Here is a 20,241-nt window from a genome sequence, read left to right as displayed (position 1 = left end):
TCGAGGGACGGCGAACGTCAGAAAGGGATTGCGTAGCTTATTTCAACCGGCATATCCAGGAGGAAGCATGAGTAAAGTAGCCCGCTACTACCGCGAGTTGATGGCTTTGGTGACCGCCCGCCTGGACAAGGGGGAACGCGATATCAATGAGATGGTGCAACGCGCCTGGGAAACGTTGCAACAAGGCTCGGAGCTGACGCAAAAAGAGAGCGAGCAGGTGATTCAGGCCGTGCAGCGGGATCTGGAAGAGTTCGCGCGCAGCTATGATGAAAGCCAGAGTGAATTTACCGACGGCGTCTTTATGAGGGTGATTAAAGAAAGTCTTTGGCAGGAACTGGCGGATATTACCGATAAAACGCAGTTGGAATGGCGCGAGGTTTTTCAGGATGTCAGCCGCCACGGCGTTTATCACAGCGGTGAAGTCGTGGGACTAGGCAATCTGGTTTGCGAGAAGTGTCATCACCATATTGCGTTTTATACGCCGGAAATTCTGCCGCTTTGCCCGAAATGCTCGCATGACATGTTTCATCGGCAGCCGTTTCAGCCGTGAGGGCGCGATAAAACCTTTGCCTTGTGATAATTCGGGGTCATGTAATATTGATGAGAATAATCGTAAGTTTCAGCGTCATCCTGGCGATAATTTTTCTATTTTTAGTGAAATAAACGGATAAAGTGACGTTAAAAGTAGAATCGGAACGATAACGATTCCGCCACAGAAAAAATGATATATTTTCGCTGTTCTTTCCGCTTTCTCTTATCGGGGCGGGACTTCTTTTACATAGGTAATCGCATGATAATCATTAGGATAAGTCATTTTATGATGAAGGTGGTCATTACTTTTCTCAGAGATAAATAATTATCGTAGCGATGAACATTATATTTTTTATTAAATTTACTTTATGAAAATATATAATTTAAACATTTCTCCTGAATGGCTTAGCTACAGTTTAAATGCGCGAGCCAGTCTATATTATTCAAATAATAAATAAAGGCTGCTCGCGGGCAGCCTTTATTCTTAGGAAGATAATGGATTAGTGCAGGATCTTCGCCAGGAAGTCTTTAGCGCGATCGGACTGTGGATTATTGAAGAAATCGTCTTTCGGCGTATCTTCAATAATTTTCCCTTCATCCATAAAAATAACGCGGTGCGCCACCTTGCGGGCAAAGCCCATTTCGTGCGTCACGACCATCATGGTCATCCCTTCCTGAGCCAGTTCGACCATAACATCCAGCACTTCGTTGATCATTTCCGGATCAAGCGCGGAAGTCGGTTCGTCGAACAGCATTGCGATGGGATCCATGCACAACGCGCGGGCAATGGCGACGCGTTGCTGCTGACCGCCGGACAGTTGACCCGGATATTTATTCGCCTGCACCGCCAGACCGACTCGCTCCAGCAGTTTTTGCGCTTTGACCCGCGATTCTTCGCGGTTCCGTTTCAGCACTTTTACCTGCGCCAGCGTGAGGTTGTCGATGATGGACAGATGCGGAAACAGTTCAAAGTGTTGGAATACCATGCCAACTTTTGAGCGTAACTGAGCCAGATTGGTTTTTTTATCATTAACAATGATGCCGTTGACTTCAATCTCGCCTTTTTGGATAGGTTCCAGGCCATTAACGGTTTTGATTAAGGTGGATTTACCAGAGCCGGAAGGGCCGCAAACCACGACTACTTCACCTTTCTTCACTTCCGTGGAGCAGTCGGTTAGCACCTGAAATTGGCCATACCATTTAGAAATATTTTTCAGGAAAATCATCAAACCGTCCTTTTTTTCAGGTAACTGACCAGCATTGATGCGCTAATGCTGATAATAAAATAGACAAATCCGGCAAACAGGATCATTTCAACTTGCGTTCCGTCACGTTCTCCGATGGTGGAGGCGGTACGGAAGAAATCAGCCAGGCTGAGCACATAAACCAGCGACGTATCCTGAAACAGGACGATGCCCTGCGTCAGAAGCAGAGGAACCATGGCGCGGAATGCCTGCGGCAGGATCACCAGCTTCATGGACTGCCAGTGCGTCATGCCAAGGGCCAATGCCGCTGATGATTGCCCGCGAGAAACGCTGAGTATGCCCGCGCGGATAATTTCAGAATAATATGCCGCCTCGAATAATGAGAAGGCAACCATCGCTGAAATTAACCGAATATCGGTTTTCGGCGACAGGCCGAGCACATTTTGCAATAAGCTAGGCACGACCAGATAGAACCACAGCAGCACCATAACCAACGGCACGGAGCGGAACAGGTTAACGTATAGCTTGGCGAACCAACTGATGGGTTTTATCGACGAAAGCCGCATAACCGCCAGAATCGTTCCCCAGATAATGCCGACGATTACCGCAGTAAATGTGATTTTCAGCGTAATCATCATTCCCTGCAACAGGTACGGCAGGCTCGGTCCGATCGAGGTCCAGTCAAATTCGTACATGATTTATTTGCTCCCCATATTGCCCGGCAAACGGGTTTTCTGCTCGATTACCTGCATGACCAGCATAATAACCGCGTTAATAGCGATATAAAGCAGCGTAATGGCGGTGAAAGATTCATACGCGTGAGCAGAGTAGTCCAGCAGTTTCCCAGCTTGCGCCGCCATCTCCACCAGCCCGATGGTTGAGGCGATGGAGGAGTTTTTGACCAGGTTAAGCATCTCGGATGTTAACGGCGGAACGATAACGCGATAGGCATTGGGCAATAATACGTAGCGATAGGTTTGAGGCAACGTCAACCCCATAGCCAGCCCTGCCGCCAGCTGGCCGCGCGGCAGCGACTGGATGCCGGCTCGAACCTGCTCGCATACGCGGGCCGCGGTGAATAAGCCCAAACAGATCGTGGAAGACAGGAAGAACTGGATATTGGGATCGAGTTCGGCTTTAAACCACATACCGATATTGGTCGGCAATAATTCCGGCACCACCAGATACCAGGTGAAAAACTGCACAATCAACGGCACGTTGCGGAATAATTCAACATAACAAGTACCAATGCCCGCGATAAAACGGTTGGGGACGGTACGTAAAATCCCAAGTAGAGAACCAAGTAAAAACGCGATAATCCAGGCACAGATGGACAATGTGACTGTGACTTGCAGGCCGGACAACAACCACCCCAGATAGGTGGTGTTACCAAATGGGGCGTTTTGCAGGAATATGCCCCAGTTCCAATCTATTGACATAACAAACTCCGGTAAAAAAGGGTAGCGAAGCTACCCCGAAGATTGATGAGTGGCGATGTACCCGCCATCTTTCAAGCTGCCGCCTTCCTGCATCCCGAAATCTATTGGGTACCGGCACATGATGGGGAACGACCATCATATGCCCGTCTGTCCTGCCACGAATCAGCAATCATAAGGCAGATACACTGCCTTTATTGTCATTATTAATCAGTCTAAAGCCGTATCATTCGGCGCTTTGAACAGGGCTTTCATTTCGTCGGAAAGCTCAAAGTTCAAATTGAGATCTCTTGGCGGGATCGGCTGTTTGAACCAGCGATCAAACCATTTTTCCGCTTCGCCGGAGGTTTCTACTTGCGCGATAGTGTCATCAACCAGCGTCTTGAACTGCGGATCGTCTTTACGCAGCATACAGCCGTAAGCCTCTCTTGACTGCGGCGTACCGACAATATCCCACTGATCGGCATTTCTTGCTTTAGCGCGTTCGCCGGCCAGCAGGGCGTCATCCATCATAAAGGCTACCGCACGGCCGCTTTCCAGCGTACGGAAAGAATCGCCGTGGTCTTTAGCGCTGATGATGCGTAATTTCATCTGTTTTTCTTCATTCATCTTGTTCAGAAGAATTTCGGATGTGGTGCCGGAGGTCACGACCACCGTTTTTCCTGCCAGATCGGGGAAGTCGTGAATGCCGGAGCCTTTCTTCGTTAACAGGCGCGTGCCGATAACAAAGATGGTGTTAGAGAAAGCGACCTGTTTCTGACGTTCCAGATTGTTGGTCGTCGAACCGCATTCCAGGTCGTATGTGCCGTTTTGCAGCAGAGGAATTCGGTTTTGAGCGGTAATCGGCAGCAGTTTGACCTGCAGATTAGGCGCACCCAGTTTTTCCTTCACGGCTTCTACGATTTTATCTGCATAAGCCTGAGAGTAACCGACGACTTTTTGCTGGTTATCGTAATAAGAGAAAGGAACGGATGATTCCCGATGGCCGATAACGATAACGCCATTATCTTTTACTTTTTTCAGCGTGCCAGTCAGATCTTCCGCCTGGGCCAGGCTGGCTGTGGTACTAAGTAGAAGCAGTGATAGTGCCAGTTTACGCATCTGCATGTTTGAACTCCTTTGCTGTAGTTATGGCGCTGTAGTTGTTTGTGACGCTAAAGTTATGCCGCTAAATAATGATGACGTTCTGTACTTCCCTCGGTACGAAAATCATGCACCGCCAAAGAGCGAAGTAACGACGTATACTGTTAAAAATAGCTTATTGTAAATGGTTTGATGTAGAAATGTTTATTTTTTGCGAGACACCCTGCACCGTTCGGTAGCAATAAAATTATCATGCACAAAAGTAGTGCAATTGTTGCCCTGAATCTGTGCCGTCTTTGAGTGAATCAATAAAAAAACGTTGAGATAACCATTTACAATATATTTAACAGGCAAAGATCATGCCATAAATAACTAAAGACATGCGTTAACATGCCTTTAGTCGGAAGGGGCGGGGATTAACGGCGGCGCAGGCTAAAGATAACGGCCGCGAAGCCGCAAAGCAGGGTAATGATCCATAGCGGCCAGGAGCCGAAACGGGCATAAGGCGTGAGTCCCGAAGCGGGAACGACCTGGGTATCCAGCACTGCTCGCGTGAACTGCGGCAGGCTGGCGCTGATTTCGCCGTCGGGGGCAATGACGGCGGTCACGCCGTTGTTGGTGCCGCGAACCAACGGACGCCCCAACTCCAACGCGCGCATCCGGGCCATCTGAAAGTGTTGCCAAGGCCCGATAGAGTGGCCGAACCAGGCATCGTTCGAGACGGTCAACAGCATATCGGTGTCTTCGCGGAAGTTGTCCCGTATCTGATGCCCAAGAATGATCTCATAACAGATAGCCGCGGTCAGCTTATAGCCGTTAACGCTTAACTGCGGTTGAAGATAATTGCCGCGACTGAAAGAGGACATCGGTAAATCGAATAACGGCGCCAGCGGACGCAACAGGGTTTCCAGAGGAACGAACTCGCCGAATGGAACCAGGTGGTTCTTGTTGTAACGGTTGCTGGTCGGGTAGTGGTAGGGCGTTTTATCGCCCAGCACGATGATGCTGTTGTAAACGTCGTATTGCGGCCCATTATGACGCGAATCGACGATGCCGGTAATCAGACTGCTATCGTGCCCGCGCAGGATATCATCAAGCTCGGTAAGGTAAGCGTTCTGGCGGCTTTCGATATCGGGAATGGCGGATTCCGGCCAGATGATAATCGGCGCTTTATCCATATAGGGCAGGCTGCTATCCAGATAAATTCGCAACGTATCCAACAGCTGGTCTGGATTCCACTTCAGCTCTTGAGGAATATCCCCCTGCACCAGCGCCACGTTTACCGCGCGTTCGGGCAGCAGGTTGAACCACTGAATGTTGCGCAACGGCCACGGCAGCGCCAGCAGCGCGATGGCGATAAGCGCCGGCCCGATGCGGCGCCGGCACAGCGCGAAAATCAGCAAACCGCTGATGCTCATCAGCAGGAAAGTAATGGCATCAACGCCCAGTAGCGGCGCAATCCCTTTCAGCGGGCCGTCAATCTGACTGTAGCCGAACTGTAGCCACGGAAAGCCGGTCAACACCCAGCCACGCAGAAATTCCGTCAACTGCCACAGCACCGGCGCGGCGATAGCCAGTCTCCACCAGGTGGTTTTAGGCCACAGGCGTGTCAGTAACGCGGAAAAGAGCAGGGGGTAGAGCGCCAGATAGGCGGCCAATAAAACCACCAGCGCGATATTGACCGGTTCAGGCATGCCGCCAAACTGGGAAATGCTGACATACACCCAGTTTACGCCGCTGCCGAACAGTCCGAAGCCCCAGCAAAAGCCGATCCAGGCGGATTGGCGTGCGGTGCGATTCAGGAGCAGCGCCTGTAATCCCATCAGGGCGATAAGCGCGGCAGGCCAGAAGTCAAAGGGGGAAAACGCCAATGTGCCGCAGGCGCCGAACAAAAGCGCCAGCAGGACGCGAACCTGCTGGCGTTGAAGGAAAGAGGCTAGAGCCATTATTAAATTAGTCTTCCAGTTGAGGTTGAGGCGCATTGTCAGGAATTCTGACGTGTACCTGAATAATACGTCGGCTGTCGGCCATCGCAACTTTAAACAGATAGCCTTCTATCTCAATGGTTTCGCCACGAGCTGGCAGGTGTCCGAAAGACTGCATGATCAGACCGCCGATGGTATCGACCTCTTCATCGCTGAACTGCGTACCAAACGCTTCATTGAAGTCTTCAATGTCGGTGAGCGCGCGGACCGTGTAAGTCTGGCGATTGAGCTGACGAATATCCCGGTCTTCTTCGTCGTCGTACTCGTCTTCAATCTCACCGACGATCAGCTCAAGGATGTCTTCAATGGTGACCAGACCGGAAACACCGCCAAATTCGTCAATTACGATAGCCATATGGTAACGCATGGAGCGGAATTCGTTCAGCATCCGGTCGACGCGTTTGCTTTCCGGCACCACTACCGCGGAGCGCAATACCTTATCCATGCTGAAAGGCTCGGAGTTGCTGCGCATAAAAGGCAACAAATCTTTGGCCATCAGAATACCTTCGATATGATCTTTATCTTCGCTGATGACCGGAAAGCGGGAGTGGGCGGATTCAATGATAACGTCCAGGCACTCTTCCAACGTTTGGTTGTGCTTCAGGGTGATCATCTGCGAACGGGGGATCATGATGTCGCGTACGCGTTGTTCGGCGATATCCATTACGCCTTCGAGCATATCGCGGGTTTCCGGGTCAATAAGATCATTCTGCTCGGAATCACGGATCAGCGTCAGCAGATCGTTACGATCTTTGGGTTCACCGTGAAAAAGCTGATTGAGAATAAGAGAAAAGAAACCCTTTTTGGGACTGGGGCTATCGCTGTTTTGAGAATGGTCGTCGCTCATGGCGTTTTAATTAATATCTCTCATGTTGATGGATAATTATCAGCAGGTTGGGAAGAAAAGTGATGCTGCCTGACTGACGTGGAAATCATGTAATTCAATTTTGTAAAACAGAATTATTTCAATACTGCGGTTGGGGCTAAAATAACGGTTGTTCTATTGAAATATCAAGGGGTGCCGAGAGATATTCTGGCCGGCGCTTTATCCCTGCGTTTCCCTTGATATTAAACGAATCCGGCAACCTGCGGCGTGCGCCGTCTTGCAAGCCGCAGGCGCGCGGCTTCCCGAATTCTGAAATCGCCTGGGCGGATATTATTCAGTAAAGCCGTCTTTTTCTGCAAGATAGGGATCGGAATACCCCATTTTTTGCATAATTTCCGTTTCCAGCGCTTCCATCTCTTCGGCCTCGCCGTCCTCAATATGGTCATACCCTAGCAGATGCAGACTACCATGGACAACCATATGTGCCCAGTGCTCCTCCGGCGTCTTTTCCTGCTCGGCGGCTTCCCGTTCAACCACCTGGCGGCAGATAACCAGATCGCCCAGCAAAGGAAGCTCCACTTCCGGCGGCGCTTCAAACGGAAATGAAAGTACGTTGGTCGGCTTATCCTTATCCCGGTAGGTATGATTCAGGTGCCGGCTTTCCGCTTCATCCACGATACGGATAGTGACTTCGGAAACGTCCTGAAACTGAGGCAGCACGCCTTCCAGCCAGCGCTGAAAATCCTTTTCGTCAGGTAGACCCTGAACCTGTTCGCTGGCGATTTGCAAATCAAGGATAACCCGGCTCATTTGCGTTCCTGTTCCGAAGCCGACTGCGCCTCTCGTTTACGTTGTTCCGCCAGGGCGTCTTTACGTTTTTGCTCAGCCGTTTCCCAGGCTTCATAAGCATTAACGATCCGGGCGACGACAGGATGACGCACTACGTCTTCGCTGCTAAAGAAGTTAAAACTGATTTCTTCAACGTCGGCCAGCACTTCAATGGCATGACGCAGGCCGGATTTCTGGTTACGCGGTAAGTCAATCTGCGTGACGTCGCCGGTGATCACCGCCTTGGAGTTAAAGCCAATACGGGTGAGGAACATTTTCATCTGCTCAATGGTGGTGTTCTGGCTTTCATCCAGAATGATGAACGCATCGTTCAATGTACGGCCGCGCATGTAGGCCAGCGGCGCTACTTCGATCACATTGCGTTCAATCAGCTTTTCGACTTTTTCAAATCCCAGCATTTCAAACAGCGCGTCATACAGCGGGCGCAGATAAGGATCGACTTTTTGGCTCAAATCGCCGGGCAGGAAGCCCAGTTTTTCACCGGCTTCAACCGCGGGGCGCGTCAGCAGAATACGGCGGATCTCTTGACGTTCCAGGGCATCAACGGCGGCCGCGACCGCCAGATAGGTTTTCCCCGTACCCGCCGGACCGACGCCGAAGGTGATGTCGTGGTCGAGTACGTGCGCAATATACTGAGCCTGATTGGGCGTGCGCGGTTTGATTACGCCGCGTTTGGTTTGGATGTTAATCGCTTTACCGTAATCGGGAACGCTTTCGGCCGACTGTTCCAGCGCTCGGGATTCTTTGATGGCGAGGTGGATTTGTTCAGGTTCAATGTCGCCGACAACGCCGCGTACCGGAGCGGTATCGACATACAGATGCTTCAGGATATCAGCCGCAGCGTCAACGCAGATCGCTTTGCCTACCAGCTTGAATTTGTTGTCCCGCCGATTAATCTCAATACCTAAACGGCGTTCCAACTGCTTAACGTTGTCATCAAACGGTCCGCAGAGACTAAGCAGGCGTTGGTTATCTGCGGGTTCAAGGGCAATCTCTTTTGTCGTTACGTTCAAATTATTCCTCTTTGGCTTTATCGGACAAGTCGAAGACCTGTTGTCGGACTGCGCAGTTTTCGCTGCGCCTATTCGTGAATTATTTATCGCGAATGTCGGATGGCGCAAGTAGCAATATTTATATTGGGATAGTTCTTCGAAAAAAAATGGGCGGCAATGCCACCCATAGCGGAAATATCGCAGACGGCGGCCGCGATCAGGGCTGATAGATGCCTACGCCGATTTCATTTTCCTTACGGGTGCGGGCAATCACCGCGGACGGCGATTCATGCACGCGCAGATCCATCTGATCTTCCGTGCGTACCACGATACCGCGTAGCGAGTTGGGGTAAACATCCACGATTTCCACATCGACGAATTTACCGATCATATCCGGCGTGCCTTCAAAGTTGACGACGCGGTTGTTTTCCGTGCGTCCGGACAGCTCCATTACGCTCTTGCGCGATGTGCCTTCCACCAGAATACGCTGGATGGTTCCCTGCATCCGGCGGCTATATTGCATGGCCTGCTGGCTGATGCGATCCTGCAAAATGTAGAGACGCTGCTTTTTCTCTTCCTCGGTAACGTCGTCCACCATGTCGGCCGCCGGCGTTCCCGGTCTGGCGGAGTAAATAAAGCTATAGCTCATGTCGAAATTCACATCGGCAATCAGCTTCATCGTTTGTTCAAAGTCAGCCTGAGTTTCGCCGGGGAAGCCGACGATAAAGTCGGAGCTGATCTGAATGCCCGGGCGCGCGTTGCGCAGCTTACGGATGATGGATTTATACTCCAGCGTCGTGTGACTGCGCTTCATCATGGTCAGCACGCGGTCGGAGCCGCTTTGCACCGGTAAATGAAGGAAACTCACCAGTTCCGGCGTATCTTCGTAGACGCTGATGATATCGTCGGTGAATTCAATGGGGTGGCTGGTGGTGAACCGTATACGGTCGATACCGTCGATCGCCGCAACCAGACGCAGCAGTTCCGCGAAAGAGCAGATCCCGCCATCATAGGTCGCGCCGCGGTAAGCGTTAACGTTCTGCCCCAGCAGATTCACTTCACGTACGCCTTGCGCCGCCAGTTGCGCGATTTCAAACAGCACGTCGTCACACGGACGGCTGACTTCTTCGCCGCGGGTATAGGGTACGACGCAGTAAGTGCAATATTTATTGCAGCCTTCCATGATGGAGACGAATGCCGTCGGGCCTTCCGCCTTCGGCTCCGGCAGACGGTCGAATTTTTCAATCTCAGGGAAACTGATATCCACTATCGGGCTGCGCGTTCCCTGGACGTGATTAATCATTTCCGGCAGGCGGTGTAATGTCTGGGGGCCGAAAATCACATCAACATAGTGCGCGCGTTCACGGATGTGCGCGCCTTCCTGCGACGCCACACAGCCGCCAACGCCAATAATCAGATTTGGGTTGATCTCTTTCAGCGCTTTCCAGCGGCCAAGTTGATGGAAGACCTTTTCCTGCGCTTTTTCACGGATGGAACAGGTGTTCAGCAGCAGAACATCGGCCTCTTCCGCGACTTCGGTTAGTTCATAACCGTGCGTACTTCCTAGTAAGTCGGCTATCTTGGATGAATCGTATTCGTTCATCTGACAGCCCCAGGTTTTAATATGCAGTTTTTTTGTCATCGACTTGCCATTACTCAGTGCGGGTAAGAAAGCTTTCCCTTCATTTGGGGCGCGTATTGTAATCTTTTGCTGCCGTTGTGACCAGAGTCCGAAAAGTCTCGCCTTGATAAAAAACAACGGCGCATTTCTATAAGACTTCTGCTGTTATGAAAAAAACGTTTGAAATCCAGTACACTGCTTTTAAATATTTCTTTGCTGTTGCTAAGCATAGACGGGTAGGGGGAAACCAGTATGCATTATGATGCGATCATCGTCGGCGGCGGAATGGTGGGGGCGGCCGCGGCATTGGGATTGGCCCGGAGCGGTTTTCAGGTCGCCGTTGTCGAACACGAACAGCCGGCGCCTTTTGACGCCGGCAACCCGCCGGATCTGCGCATCTCGGCCATCGGCTATGCATCTGTCGCGCTGTTAAAACAGCTGGGAGCCTGGCAGTGGGTTGAACAGATGCGCAGCGCTCCCTATCGTCGCCTGGAAACCTGGGAATGGGATAATGCCCGCGTGGTATTCGATGCGGCGGATATCCATTTGCCGGAATTAGGCTTTATGGTGGAAAACCGGGTGCTGCAACTGGCGTTATGGAAGTCTCTGGGGGAGATTGAGCGCTGCCATTGCTACTGCCCCGCCAGGATGAAAAGCATGCAGCGAATTGAAGAGGGCTGGCTTCTTCATCTGGATGATGGACATAGCCTAACGGCGAAGCTGGTGGTTGGCGCCGATGGCGCGAACTCCCAGGTACGGCAGTGGGCGGGCATCGGCATCAGCGGTTGGCAGTACCGCCACTCCTGCATGTTGATAAGCGTTGAGATGCCGTCGCCGCAGCAAGACGTCACCTGGCAGTGGTTTACGCCTGACGGCCCGCGCGCTTTCCTGCCGCTGTTCGACCGCTGGGGATCGCTGGTGTGGTATGACAGCCCTCGGCGGATCCGCCAGCTTCAGGCCATGCCGTTAACGCAACTGGATAACGAAATTGCCGCCGCCTTTCCTGAGCGCTTAGGACACGTTAAGTCGCTGGCTGCCGCCTCGTTCCCGCTGGCGCGCCGTCATGCTCAGCAGTATGTGCAACCGGGGGTGGCGCTGCTGGGGGATGCGGCGCATACCATCAATCCGCTGGCGGGGCAGGGCGTCAACCTCGGCTACCGGGACGTCGACGCCTTGCTGGATATCCTGATTGGCGCCCGCGATGCCGGAGAGAATTGGTGCTCGGAAGCGGTATTACGTCGCTACCAGTGCCGCCGTATGCCGGACAATCTGCTGATGCAAGGCGGGATGGATCTGTTCTATAGCGCATTCAGCAATTCGTTGCCGCCGCTGAACGTCGCCCGCAATCTGGCGCTGATGGCCGCGCAGCGAGCCGGCGCGCTTAAACGACGGGCGCTGAAATACGCCATCGGCGTTTGATGGCGTATTGGCCTTCCCGTCAGGTTCGTCCTACTTGTGGTTGACGACGAAACATTAGAAAAACGCCGCAAGAGGATGGCGGCGCGGGGCGTTATCACGCAGCGCGGTAAATAAAGAAGAGACGTCGCCTGAGGGCGTCGTCTCTTCTTTTTATGCCATGGCAAGTTTATCGATGTACAGGCATAACGAAACGGGGCGGCGTCTTTCGACTGTCGCCCCATATCTTGCTGTTTTACCAGCTTTATTTGGCTGGGGTACCAGGATTCGAACCTGGGAATGCCGGAATCAGAATCCGGTGCCTTACCGCTTGGCGATACCCCAAAAATGTGGTGGCTACGACGGGAATCGAACCTGTGACCCCAGCATTATGAGTGCTGTGCTCTAACCAGCTGAGCTACGTAGCCGAATGTTACTGCTAATTTTGCGATCTTACAACAAAAATCTTTAATCATCAAATAGATGGCTGGGGTACCTGGATTCGAACCAGGGAATGCTGGTATCAAAAACCAGTGCCTTACCGCTTGGCGATACCCCAACTGGGCAACAATACTTTTACAACGAATGTTTTCCAGTATCGCCGCTTAAATATGGCTGGGGTACCTGGATTCGAACCAGGGAATGCCGGTATCAAAAACCGGTGCCTTACCGCTTGGCGATACCCCAATAAATAAAACCATTATCAAGCTTTAAAAAGCTATTTCAAGCCGTGAAGGTATGGTGCGGGAGGCGAGACTTGAACTCGCACACCTTGCGGCGCCAGAACCTAAATCTGGTGCGTCTACCAATTTCGCCACTCCCGCAAAAAGATGGTGGCTACGACGGGAATCGAACCTGTGACCCCAGCATTATGAGTGCTGTGCTCTAACCAGCTGAGCTACGTAGCCATCTTTTCCGCGTCACCTTCATCGGCGTTGCGGGGCGCATTATGCGTAGTTGGCCTAATTGCGTCAACAAATTTTTTCCCGAAAAGCGCATACCTTGTGTCGTTTGTTTGGGTTATGAACAGTATGGTGAGAAAAACGCCAAAAAGCCGTCTTTCTCAATAATTCAAATAGAAAAAACGGGCCAGCTCGGCCCGTTACATTGATAAAAATAATTCGCTTATTAGTATGCGGACTGGTGTACGCCAACCGCACGACCTGACGGATCGTCCATCTTTTTGAAGGATTCATCCCATTCAATGGCTTTAGCCGAAGAACAGGCGACGGACGGGCCGCCGGGCACGCATTCAGCGGCGCTGGGAACCGGGAACAGCTCTTCGAAGATTTCACGGTACAGATAGCCTTCTTTGGAGGTCGGCGTGTTGTACGGGAAACGGAAGTGCGCGGTTTCCATCTGTTGATCGCTGATTTGTTGGGCCGCGACGGCTTTCAGCGTATCAATCCAGCTATAGCCGACGCCATCGGAGAATTGCTCTTTCTGACGCCATGCCACGCTGTGAGGCAGATAGGAATCAAAGCATTCGCGCAGAATGTGTTTTTCCATTTTGCCGTTGCCGCACATTTTATCGCGCGGGTTGATGCGCATCGCCACATCAAGGAATTTTTTATCCAGGAACGGTACGCGCGCTTCTACGCCCCAGGCCGACATGGCCTTGTTGGCGCGGGCGCAGTCGTATTGGTGCAGCGCCAGTAATTTACGCACGGTTTCTTCGTGCAGTTCTTTGGCGTTTGGCGCTTTGTGGAAATAGAGATAACCGCCGAACACTTCGTCGGAGCCTTCGCCGGACAAGACCATTTTAATGCCCATCGCTTTGATTTTACGGGACATCAGGTACATCGGCGTAGACGCGCGAATGGTGGTTACGTCATAGGTTTCAATGTGATAAATCACATCGCGGATCGCATCCAGACCTTCCTGTTCGGTAAAGTGGATCTCATGGTGAACCGTACCTAAATGGTCGGCCACTTCCTGCGCCGCTTTTAAATCCGGCGCGCCTTTCAGACCCACGGCAAAGGAGTGCAGCTGCGGCCACCAGGCTTCGCTGCGCTCTTGGTCTTCAACGCGGCGCGCGGCATACTTTTTCGTGATGGCGGAGATAACGGAAGAATCCAGGCCGCCGGAGAGCAGAACGCCGTAAGGCACATCCGACATCAGGTGGCTTTTTACTGATTCTTCCAGCGCGTCGCGCAGGGCATCGGCATCAGTTTCGTTATCTTTTACATTGTCATAGTCGAACCAGTCGCGATGATAGTATTCACGGATTTCTCCGTCCTGGCTCCACAAATAGCTGCCGGCGGGGAACTCTTTGATGGTGCGGCATACTGGAACCAGCGCTTTCATTTCTGAAGCGACGTAAAAGTTTCCGTGTTCATCATAACCCATGTACAGCGGGATGATGCCCAGATGATCGCGGCCGATCAGATAGGCGTCTTTTTCGCTGTCATAAAGCGCGAAGGCAAACATGCCGCGCAGATCGTCCAGGAATTCCGGGCCTTTTTCCTGATACAGAGCCAGAATGACTTCGCAGTCGGAGCCGGTCTGGAACTCATAGCGATCGGCGTACTGCTGACGCAGCGTCTGATGGTTATAAATTTCCCCGTTAACGGCCAAAACATGGGTGCGCGCAGCGTTGTACAGCGGTTGGGCGCCGGTGTTTACGTCAACGATAGACAAACGTTCATGGGCCAGAACCGCTTTGTCGCTGGCATAGATACCAGACCAGTCCGGTCCGCGGTGGCGCATTAACCGTGATAATTCCAGCGCTTTTTTGCGCATTTCAGCCGGGTCGGTTTTCAGATCAAGCACGCCGAAAATAGAACACATAGATAACTCCCTTAACTCGCTGGTCTCGCCAGTCGAAGAATATTTCAGATTGATCAAATGCAACTCACGGATGCCGATAATAGACGCCGTTTTTCTGCATTAAGATTACAGATGTTGTCTTAGTGACATTGATTTAGCATCAAAACGCGATAAGAATTCAATATCATCTAATGAAAAAACCAGTGTTGGTGTCGATTGAATAATTTATATGGCGATTTAATAAATAATCGACAAATTTCATCCGTGAAATCGCCGTATTTTTAGCGATACCATAACCTAGTCTTATGAGAAAAAACGGCTGTTAGCGCGTTTCCAGCAGATATTGCAATAGCGTGCCGTTTAGCATTGCGCGTTTTACCAGCGCAAAAGCGCCAATCGCAGAAAGATGATTCAGGCCGGATACCTCAACGGGGAGGTTATCCCGAAACTCTTTTAGCACCTGGGCATTGATGCTGCGCTGAATCGCCGGCAATAAGATTTTTGCCGATTCGGTAATCTCTCCGGCGATTACGACCTTTTGCGGATTAAATAGGTTGATGGCAATGGATACCGCTTTGCCCAGATGTTGTCCCGCATGTTCAATGACTTCGCGCGCGAGCGCGTCGCCCCGGTTGGCCGCTTTGCAGATGCTGGCGATCGTACAGTTATCGGCCGTTAGTTTACTGGGGTAGCCTTGTTGCAACAGGTGTTGTACCCGCTGTTCGATAGCGGCATTGGAAACAACCGTTTCCAGACAGCCGAAATTACCGCAGTGACAGCGTTCCCCTAACGGATCAATCTGGATATGGCCGATCTCTCCGACATTGCCGTTATTGCCGAGAAATATTTTTCCATTGACCACTATACCCGCCCCGGTGCCGCGGTGAACGCGCACCAGAATCGAATCCAGTGAATCCAGCGTAACGCCAAAGTAATGCTCAGCCAGCGCCAGGCTGCGGATATCGTGGCCGACAAAGCTGGTGACGTGAAAATGGCGCTGAATGTTGGCGACCAGCGGCCAGTTGTCGACGTTGATGTGCGGCATATAACGAACCACGCCATTAAGCGGATCCACCAGTCCGGGCAGCACCACGGAAATGGCGATCAGTTCACGGATGCGGTGCTGATGATTATTAAGAAAATGGCTGATGGTTCTAAACAGGGCGGCTTCCACCGTGTCCTGCGTATTTTCCGGCAGGTTGTAGTGCTCTTCTCCTAATGACTTTCCCCGTAAATCATACAGGGCGACGGTGGCGTCATGGCGGCCAAGGCGCACGGCGATGGTGTGAAAGGGACGCGTTTCGGTGACGATGGAAATGGCGCGTCTGCCGCCGGTTGACGCCTGTTGGTCAACTTCTCTGATTAAGCCGCGCTCCAGCAGTTGGCGAGTGATTTTAGTAACGCTGGCTGGGGCAAGCTGGCTCTGTTCCGCAATCTGTATTCGTGAGATCGGGCCTTGCTGGTCAATCAGGCGGTACACGACCGCGCTGTTTAGTTGTTTAACCAGGTCGACATTCCCTATCTGTGCTTGTCCGCCAATGGTCATGTAAAAGTTACTCTTATCGGGTCAATCCTTTGTCAGCGCCAACATATCGTTACCGTTAACCAAAGTTTTGAGAATGTGATAATTGCGGTCAAAAACGGTCAAATTAGCCACTTTACCGCTTTCGATGCTTCCCAAACGTTTATCGATGCCGATAGCGCGTGCGGGATAAAGCGTCGCCATTCTCAGCGCCTCATCCAGCGGGATCCCCGCTTGTTCGACGCAATTGCGCACCGCTTCTATCATCGTGAGCGCCGAACCGCTAAGGGTTCCGTTTTCATCCACGCATCGGCCATCGCGACAGTATATGGGTTTGCCGGCAAAAATGAACTGCTCAATGTCCGAACCGGCCGGCGCCGTGGCGTCGGTGACCAGTACCAGTTTTTCCCCTTTGATCCGCTTACTGTTGCGGATGTTGGCCCAATTGACGTGGAGACCGTCGGCGATAATACCGCAATAGATCTCCGGCGCGTCATAGACCGCGCCGACCAGACCCGGTTCACGGCCTGTCAGATACGGCATGGCGTTGAACAGGTGGGTGGCGAAGCGGATACCGGCGGCAAAGCCTTGTTTGGCTTCTTCCCAGGTTGCATTGGAGTGACCGGCGGAAACCACGATGCCTGCTTCGGTTAATTGGCGGATTACCGCGGGTTGCACTTTTTCCGGCGCCAGGGTGATTTTACTGATGACATCAGCATTTTTACATAAAAAATCAACCAGCTCCGGGGTGGGTTGACGGATAAACGCCGCATTATGCGTGCCTTTTTTAATCTCATTCAACCACGGGCCTTCGAGGTGCAATCCTAATGCCTGATTCTGGCTCTGCGCCAGATAGGCGCGCATGACTTCCACCCCATGTTTCATAAATTCATCGCTGGAGGTGATGAGGGTTGGCAGGAAGCTGGTGCAGCCCGACTTTATATTAGCCCGTTGCATGGTTTCCAACGTCTGGACGGAGATGGATTCCAGCGAGTCATTGAATTGGACGCCGCCGCAGCCGTTTAGCTGTAAATCAATAAATCCGGGAGCCACCAACGCGCCGCCAAGATCCTGTTTTTCCAGCCCGGCGGGAAGATCGCTCATGGGGCAAACGGTATCTATCAAACCATTGGCAACGATAACCGCATGATTATCAAGTATCCGGTGACCAGTATAAATCCGACCATTTGTTAAGGCGTACATCATCAACTCCTTGCTATGCCCTTCATCTTTTTCACGTTAGAGGCGCGTTGGCTGGGCTAAACCATCAGGCCCGGCTGGATCCCCTCTATTTCGGGGATGCGGCGAGCCGCGTTTTGGCGCTTTGAAAGCTATAGATTAAAGATTTTTTATGTTTTCGCTTTCTAATTCACGAAAATACTTAACGGTTTTGACTTTTAGCTCCATGGTGGAGGGCTCGTCGCAGACCACAATCGCCTTCGCGTGCAGCTGCAGGCAACTGATGGTCCACATATGGTTTACATTTCCTTCTACCGCGGCCTGTAATGCCAGCGCTTTATTGCGTCCGCTGACCAGGATCATCACTTCTTCGGCGTCGAGAAGCGTACCGACGCCAACCGTCAAAGCATACTTCGGCACCAGATTAACGTCACCGTTAAAGAAACGGGAGTTGGCGATACGCGTCTCTTCCGTCAGGGTTTTGATTCGCGTGCGCGAAGACAGAGAAGAAGCCGGCTCGTTGAACGCGATATGCCCATCATTGCCTACGCCGCCCATGAACAGATGGATTTTGCCGTAAGACTTGATTTTCTCTTCGTAGCGGCGGCATTCCTCGGCGATATCTTCCGCGTTACCGTTCAATAAATTGATATTTTCTTTGGGAATATCAACGTGGTCAAAAAAATTCTGGTGCATGAAGCTGCGATAGCTTTCCGGATGATCGCTGGGTAAGCCGACGTACTCGTCCATATTGAATGTCACTACGTGCTTGAAGCTCACCTGTCCCGCTTTATGCATCTCTACCAGCGCTTTGTACGCTTCCAGCGGCGAACTGCCGGTGGGCAGGCCCAGGATGAAGGGGCGGCTGGCGCTGGGATTGAATTCGTTAATTCGCTGGACGATATAACGGGCGGCCCATTTGCCGACTTCAACCGGCGTGATTAAAGGAATAAGTCTCATCAGTGCTCTCCTGGTTTACTCAGTAATGGCGAAATAATACTCGACTGAATGGCGTCACCGACGCTTTTTCAGCGTTGAGATAAAACTGGCTGTCAGTGTAGCTCGTTTTTTTTTGTCTTGAAATAAGATGGCGTTTTTTTCAGGTATAAACTTTTAATATGCGAATTTTTAGTGATTTTCATCACATAATTATTATGATTAATTTGTGAGGAAAAATATATTGTTTACCCTCCGCATTGAAATTATCTGGTGTGCATGAGCTGGCGGTGAGCGCGTCTAACGGGCGGCTTTGGAGCCCCATAGAGTAAGAATAAGAGAGGAAACGTGAGTATTCTTGGCTATTTACAAAAGATTGGACGGGCATTAATGGTGCCCGTTGCGACGTTGCCCGCTGCTGCGATCCTGATGGGGGTCGGATACTGGATTGATCCGGTGGGGTGGGGAAATGAAAATGCGTTGGCGGCGCTGTTTATCAAATCCGGATCGGCCATTATCGGGAATATGGATGTCCTGTTTGCGTTGGGGATCGCTTACGGGTTGTCGAAAGATAAAGACGGCGCGGCGGCTCTGGCGGGTTTTGTCGGCTATCTGGTGCTGACAACGCTGTGTTCGCCGGATGCTATTGCGATGATTCGGAAAATACCGCTGGAGCAGGTGCCGGCCGCATTCGGCCACATTAAAAATCAGTTCATCGGTATTTTGGTGGGGATTATCTCCGCGGAACTGTACAACCGCTTTAGTCAGGTCGAGCTGCCGAAAGCGCTGTCGTTCTTCAGCGGACGCCGCCTGGTTCCCATTATCACCTCGTTTCTGATGATTCTGGTGGCCTTCATCCTGATGTATGTGTGGCCGGTCATTTATAGTTCGCTAGTCTCTTTCGGCGAGTATATTCAACAGTTAGGTTCGGTCGGCGCCGGCGTTTATGCGTTCTGTAACCGGATGTTGATTCCCGTAGGCTTGCATCACGCCCTGAACTCGGTGTTCTGGTTTGACGTGGCGGGTATTAACGATATTCCCAATTTCCTTGCCGGGCAGCAGTCGATTGATGCCGGTAAAGCCGTGGTCGGCATTACCGGCCGCTATCAGGCCGGATTTTTCCCGATTATGATGTTTGGTCTGCCTGGCGCGGCGTTGGCGATTTATCATTGCAGCCGTCCGGAGAACAAAAGCAAGATCGGCGGGATTATGCTGGCCGCGGCGGTGGCCGCATTTTTTACCGGCATCACCGAGCCGCTGGAGTTCTCCTTTATGTTTGTCGCGCCGGTACTGTATTTTCTGCATGCGGTGATGACCGGCATCTCGGTATTTATTGCGGCCAGTATGCATTGGATTGCCGGTTTCGGCTTCAGCGCCGGGCTGGTGGATATGGTGCTGTCGTCGCGCAACCCGCTGGCGACCCACTGGTATATGCTGATACCGCAGGGTCTTGTGTTCTCGGTCGTTTACTACTGCGTATTCCGATTCACCATCACGCGTTTCAATTTACTGACTCCGGGACGCGAACTGTCGGTAAGCGGTAGCGAGGCCGACGGCTATGATGTGAATGCGGCGGTTCCGTCGCCATCCGGTGATGTTCTCACGCAGGCCAGGGGGTATTTACAGGCCATCGGCGGAAAAGAAAATCTGTCCGGTATTGATTCCTGCATCACCCGGCTGCGTTTGAACGTGGTGGATTCAGGGTTGGTCGATGACAAACTGGCCAGGCAATTAGGCGCCGCCGGGGTGATTCGTTTGAATAAACAGAGCGTGCAGATCGTCGTCGGCACTCAGGCTGAGTCGATCGCTTCGGCGCTGAAGAAAGTCAGCGAAGAATAATGTCGATACGCGCTTTTCATCGTATTTGAATCGCGCGGCATAAGGTAAATTTGCGGGATGAGATCGCTATCTC

At 51.8% G+C, this 20,241-nt stretch carries 16 protein-coding genes and 6 tRNA genes; 3 read left to right on the top strand and 19 right to left on the bottom strand.

The features are described 5' to 3' along the window. Positions 1–67 precede the first annotated feature (67 nt). Positions 68–550: a zinc ribbon-containing protein gene (locus HC231_RS16775; protein WP_208227879.1), complete on the top strand. Its 483-nt coding sequence runs from the start codon at positions 68–70 to the stop codon at positions 548–550. Between the two features lie 481 nt (positions 551–1,031). Here HC231_RS16775 and HC231_RS16770 read toward each other — a convergent pair whose 3' ends face one another. From HC231_RS16770 to miaB, 9 genes are all read right to left on the bottom strand, one after another. Continuing rightward, positions 1,032–1,757: an amino acid ABC transporter ATP-binding protein gene (locus tag HC231_RS16770; protein ID WP_048635679.1), complete on the bottom strand. Its 726-nt coding sequence runs from the start codon at positions 1,755–1,757 to the stop codon at positions 1,032–1,034. Further along, complete coding sequence (gene gltK / locus HC231_RS16765; protein WP_208227878.1) at positions 1,757–2,431, bottom strand: glutamate/aspartate ABC transporter permease GltK; 675 nt, start codon at positions 2,429–2,431, stop codon at positions 1,757–1,759. Before gltK ends, HC231_RS16770 begins: the two co-directional genes overlap by 1 nt. Before the next feature lie 3 nt (positions 2,432–2,434). After that, positions 2,435–3,175 carry an amino acid ABC transporter permease gene (locus tag HC231_RS16760; RefSeq protein ID WP_208227877.1) on the bottom strand — a complete coding sequence of 247 codons (741 nt, stop codon included), beginning with the start codon at positions 3,173–3,175 and terminating at the stop codon, positions 2,435–2,437. A gap of 207 nt (positions 3,176–3,382) precedes the next feature. After that, entirely contained in the window at positions 3,383–4,279 is an 897-nt protein-coding gene (locus HC231_RS16755; RefSeq protein ID WP_208227876.1) for a glutamate/aspartate ABC transporter substrate-binding protein, read from the bottom strand. A 392-nt stretch (positions 4,280–4,671) separates the two neighbouring features. Next, positions 4,672–6,201 (bottom strand): apolipoprotein N-acyltransferase, encoded by a 1,530-nt coding sequence (gene lnt / locus HC231_RS16750; RefSeq protein ID WP_208227875.1) that lies wholly within the window; start codon positions 6,199–6,201, stop codon positions 4,672–4,674. 7 nt (positions 6,202–6,208) lie between these two features. After that, positions 6,209–7,087, bottom strand: a complete 879-nt coding sequence (gene corC, locus HC231_RS16745) for a CNNM family magnesium/cobalt transport protein CorC (RefSeq protein ID WP_095834560.1) — start codon at positions 7,085–7,087, stop codon at positions 6,209–6,211. A gap of 309 nt (positions 7,088–7,396) precedes the next feature. After that, positions 7,397–7,876: an rRNA maturation RNase YbeY gene (gene ybeY, locus HC231_RS16740; protein ID WP_208227874.1), complete on the bottom strand. Its 480-nt coding sequence runs from the start codon at positions 7,874–7,876 to the stop codon at positions 7,397–7,399. Then, positions 7,873–8,928, bottom strand: coding sequence for a PhoH family protein (locus HC231_RS16735; protein ID WP_208227873.1), 1,056 nt, complete (start codon positions 8,926–8,928; stop codon positions 7,873–7,875). Before HC231_RS16735 ends, ybeY begins: the two co-directional genes overlap by 4 nt. A 196-nt stretch (positions 8,929–9,124) precedes the next feature. Then, a complete protein-coding gene (gene miaB / locus HC231_RS16730) occupies positions 9,125–10,549 on the bottom strand; it encodes a tRNA (N6-isopentenyl adenosine(37)-C2)-methylthiotransferase MiaB (protein WP_208227872.1) in 1,425 nt (474 codons plus the stop codon). A gap of 231 nt (positions 10,550–10,780) precedes the next feature. Between miaB and ubiF the strand changes: the two genes are divergently transcribed. After that, positions 10,781–11,947 carry a 3-demethoxyubiquinol 3-hydroxylase gene (gene ubiF, locus HC231_RS16725; RefSeq protein WP_208227871.1) on the top strand — a complete coding sequence of 389 codons (1,167 nt, stop codon included), beginning with the start codon at positions 10,781–10,783 and terminating at the stop codon, positions 11,945–11,947. Between the two features lie 246 nt (positions 11,948–12,193). On the opposite strand, the gene HC231_RS16720 is transcribed toward ubiF, so the two are convergent. From HC231_RS16720 to nagB, 10 genes are all read right to left on the bottom strand, one after another. Then, a tRNA-Gln gene (locus tag HC231_RS16720) sits at positions 12,194–12,268 on the bottom strand. Positions 12,269–12,274: 6 nt separating this feature from the next. Next, positions 12,275–12,351: transfer RNA gene (locus tag HC231_RS16715), tRNA-Met, on the bottom strand. Between the two features lie 56 nt (positions 12,352–12,407). Beyond that, positions 12,408–12,482: transfer RNA gene (locus tag HC231_RS16710), tRNA-Gln, on the bottom strand. Positions 12,483–12,535: 53 nt separating this feature from the next. Beyond that, positions 12,536–12,610, bottom strand: a tRNA-Gln gene (locus tag HC231_RS16705). A gap of 52 nt (positions 12,611–12,662) precedes the next feature. Next, a tRNA-Leu gene (locus HC231_RS16700) sits at positions 12,663–12,747 on the bottom strand. Between the two features lie 7 nt (positions 12,748–12,754). After that, positions 12,755–12,831 (bottom strand) — tRNA-Met (locus tag HC231_RS16695). Positions 12,832–13,051: 220 nt separating this feature from the next. Continuing rightward, the gene (asnB, locus tag HC231_RS16690; protein WP_208227870.1) at positions 13,052–14,713 is read right to left on the bottom strand and encodes an asparagine synthase B; all 1,662 of its coding nucleotides are present in this window, start codon (positions 14,711–14,713) and stop codon (positions 13,052–13,054) included. A gap of 301 nt (positions 14,714–15,014) precedes the next feature. Further along, positions 15,015–16,238 carry a DNA-binding transcriptional regulator NagC gene (gene nagC, locus HC231_RS16685; RefSeq protein WP_208227869.1) on the bottom strand — a complete coding sequence of 408 codons (1,224 nt, stop codon included), beginning with the start codon at positions 16,236–16,238 and terminating at the stop codon, positions 15,015–15,017. A 21-nt stretch (positions 16,239–16,259) separates the two neighbouring features. After that, on the bottom strand, positions 16,260–17,417 hold the full coding sequence (nagA, locus tag HC231_RS16680; protein ID WP_208231381.1) for an N-acetylglucosamine-6-phosphate deacetylase: 1,158 nt from the start codon (positions 17,415–17,417) through the stop codon (positions 16,260–16,262). Positions 17,418–17,552: 135 nt separating this feature from the next. Continuing rightward, positions 17,553–18,353 (bottom strand): glucosamine-6-phosphate deaminase, encoded by an 801-nt coding sequence (gene nagB, locus HC231_RS16675; protein ID WP_208227868.1) that lies wholly within the window; start codon positions 18,351–18,353, stop codon positions 17,553–17,555. 324 nt (positions 18,354–18,677) lie between these two features. Between nagB and nagE the strand changes: the two genes are divergently transcribed. Continuing rightward, on the top strand, positions 18,678–20,168 hold the full coding sequence (gene nagE / locus HC231_RS16670) for an N-acetylglucosamine-specific PTS transporter subunit IIBC (protein WP_208227867.1): 1,491 nt from the start codon (positions 18,678–18,680) through the stop codon (positions 20,166–20,168). Positions 20,169–20,241: the final 73 nt, after the last annotated feature.

Source organism: Brenneria izadpanahii, from assembly GCF_017569925.1.
Lineage (GTDB): Bacteria > Pseudomonadota > Gammaproteobacteria > Enterobacterales > Enterobacteriaceae > Brenneria > Brenneria izadpanahii.
The sequence above is the reverse complement of the archived record's forward strand: the minus strand, read 5'-3'. Positions and strand labels throughout refer to the sequence as shown.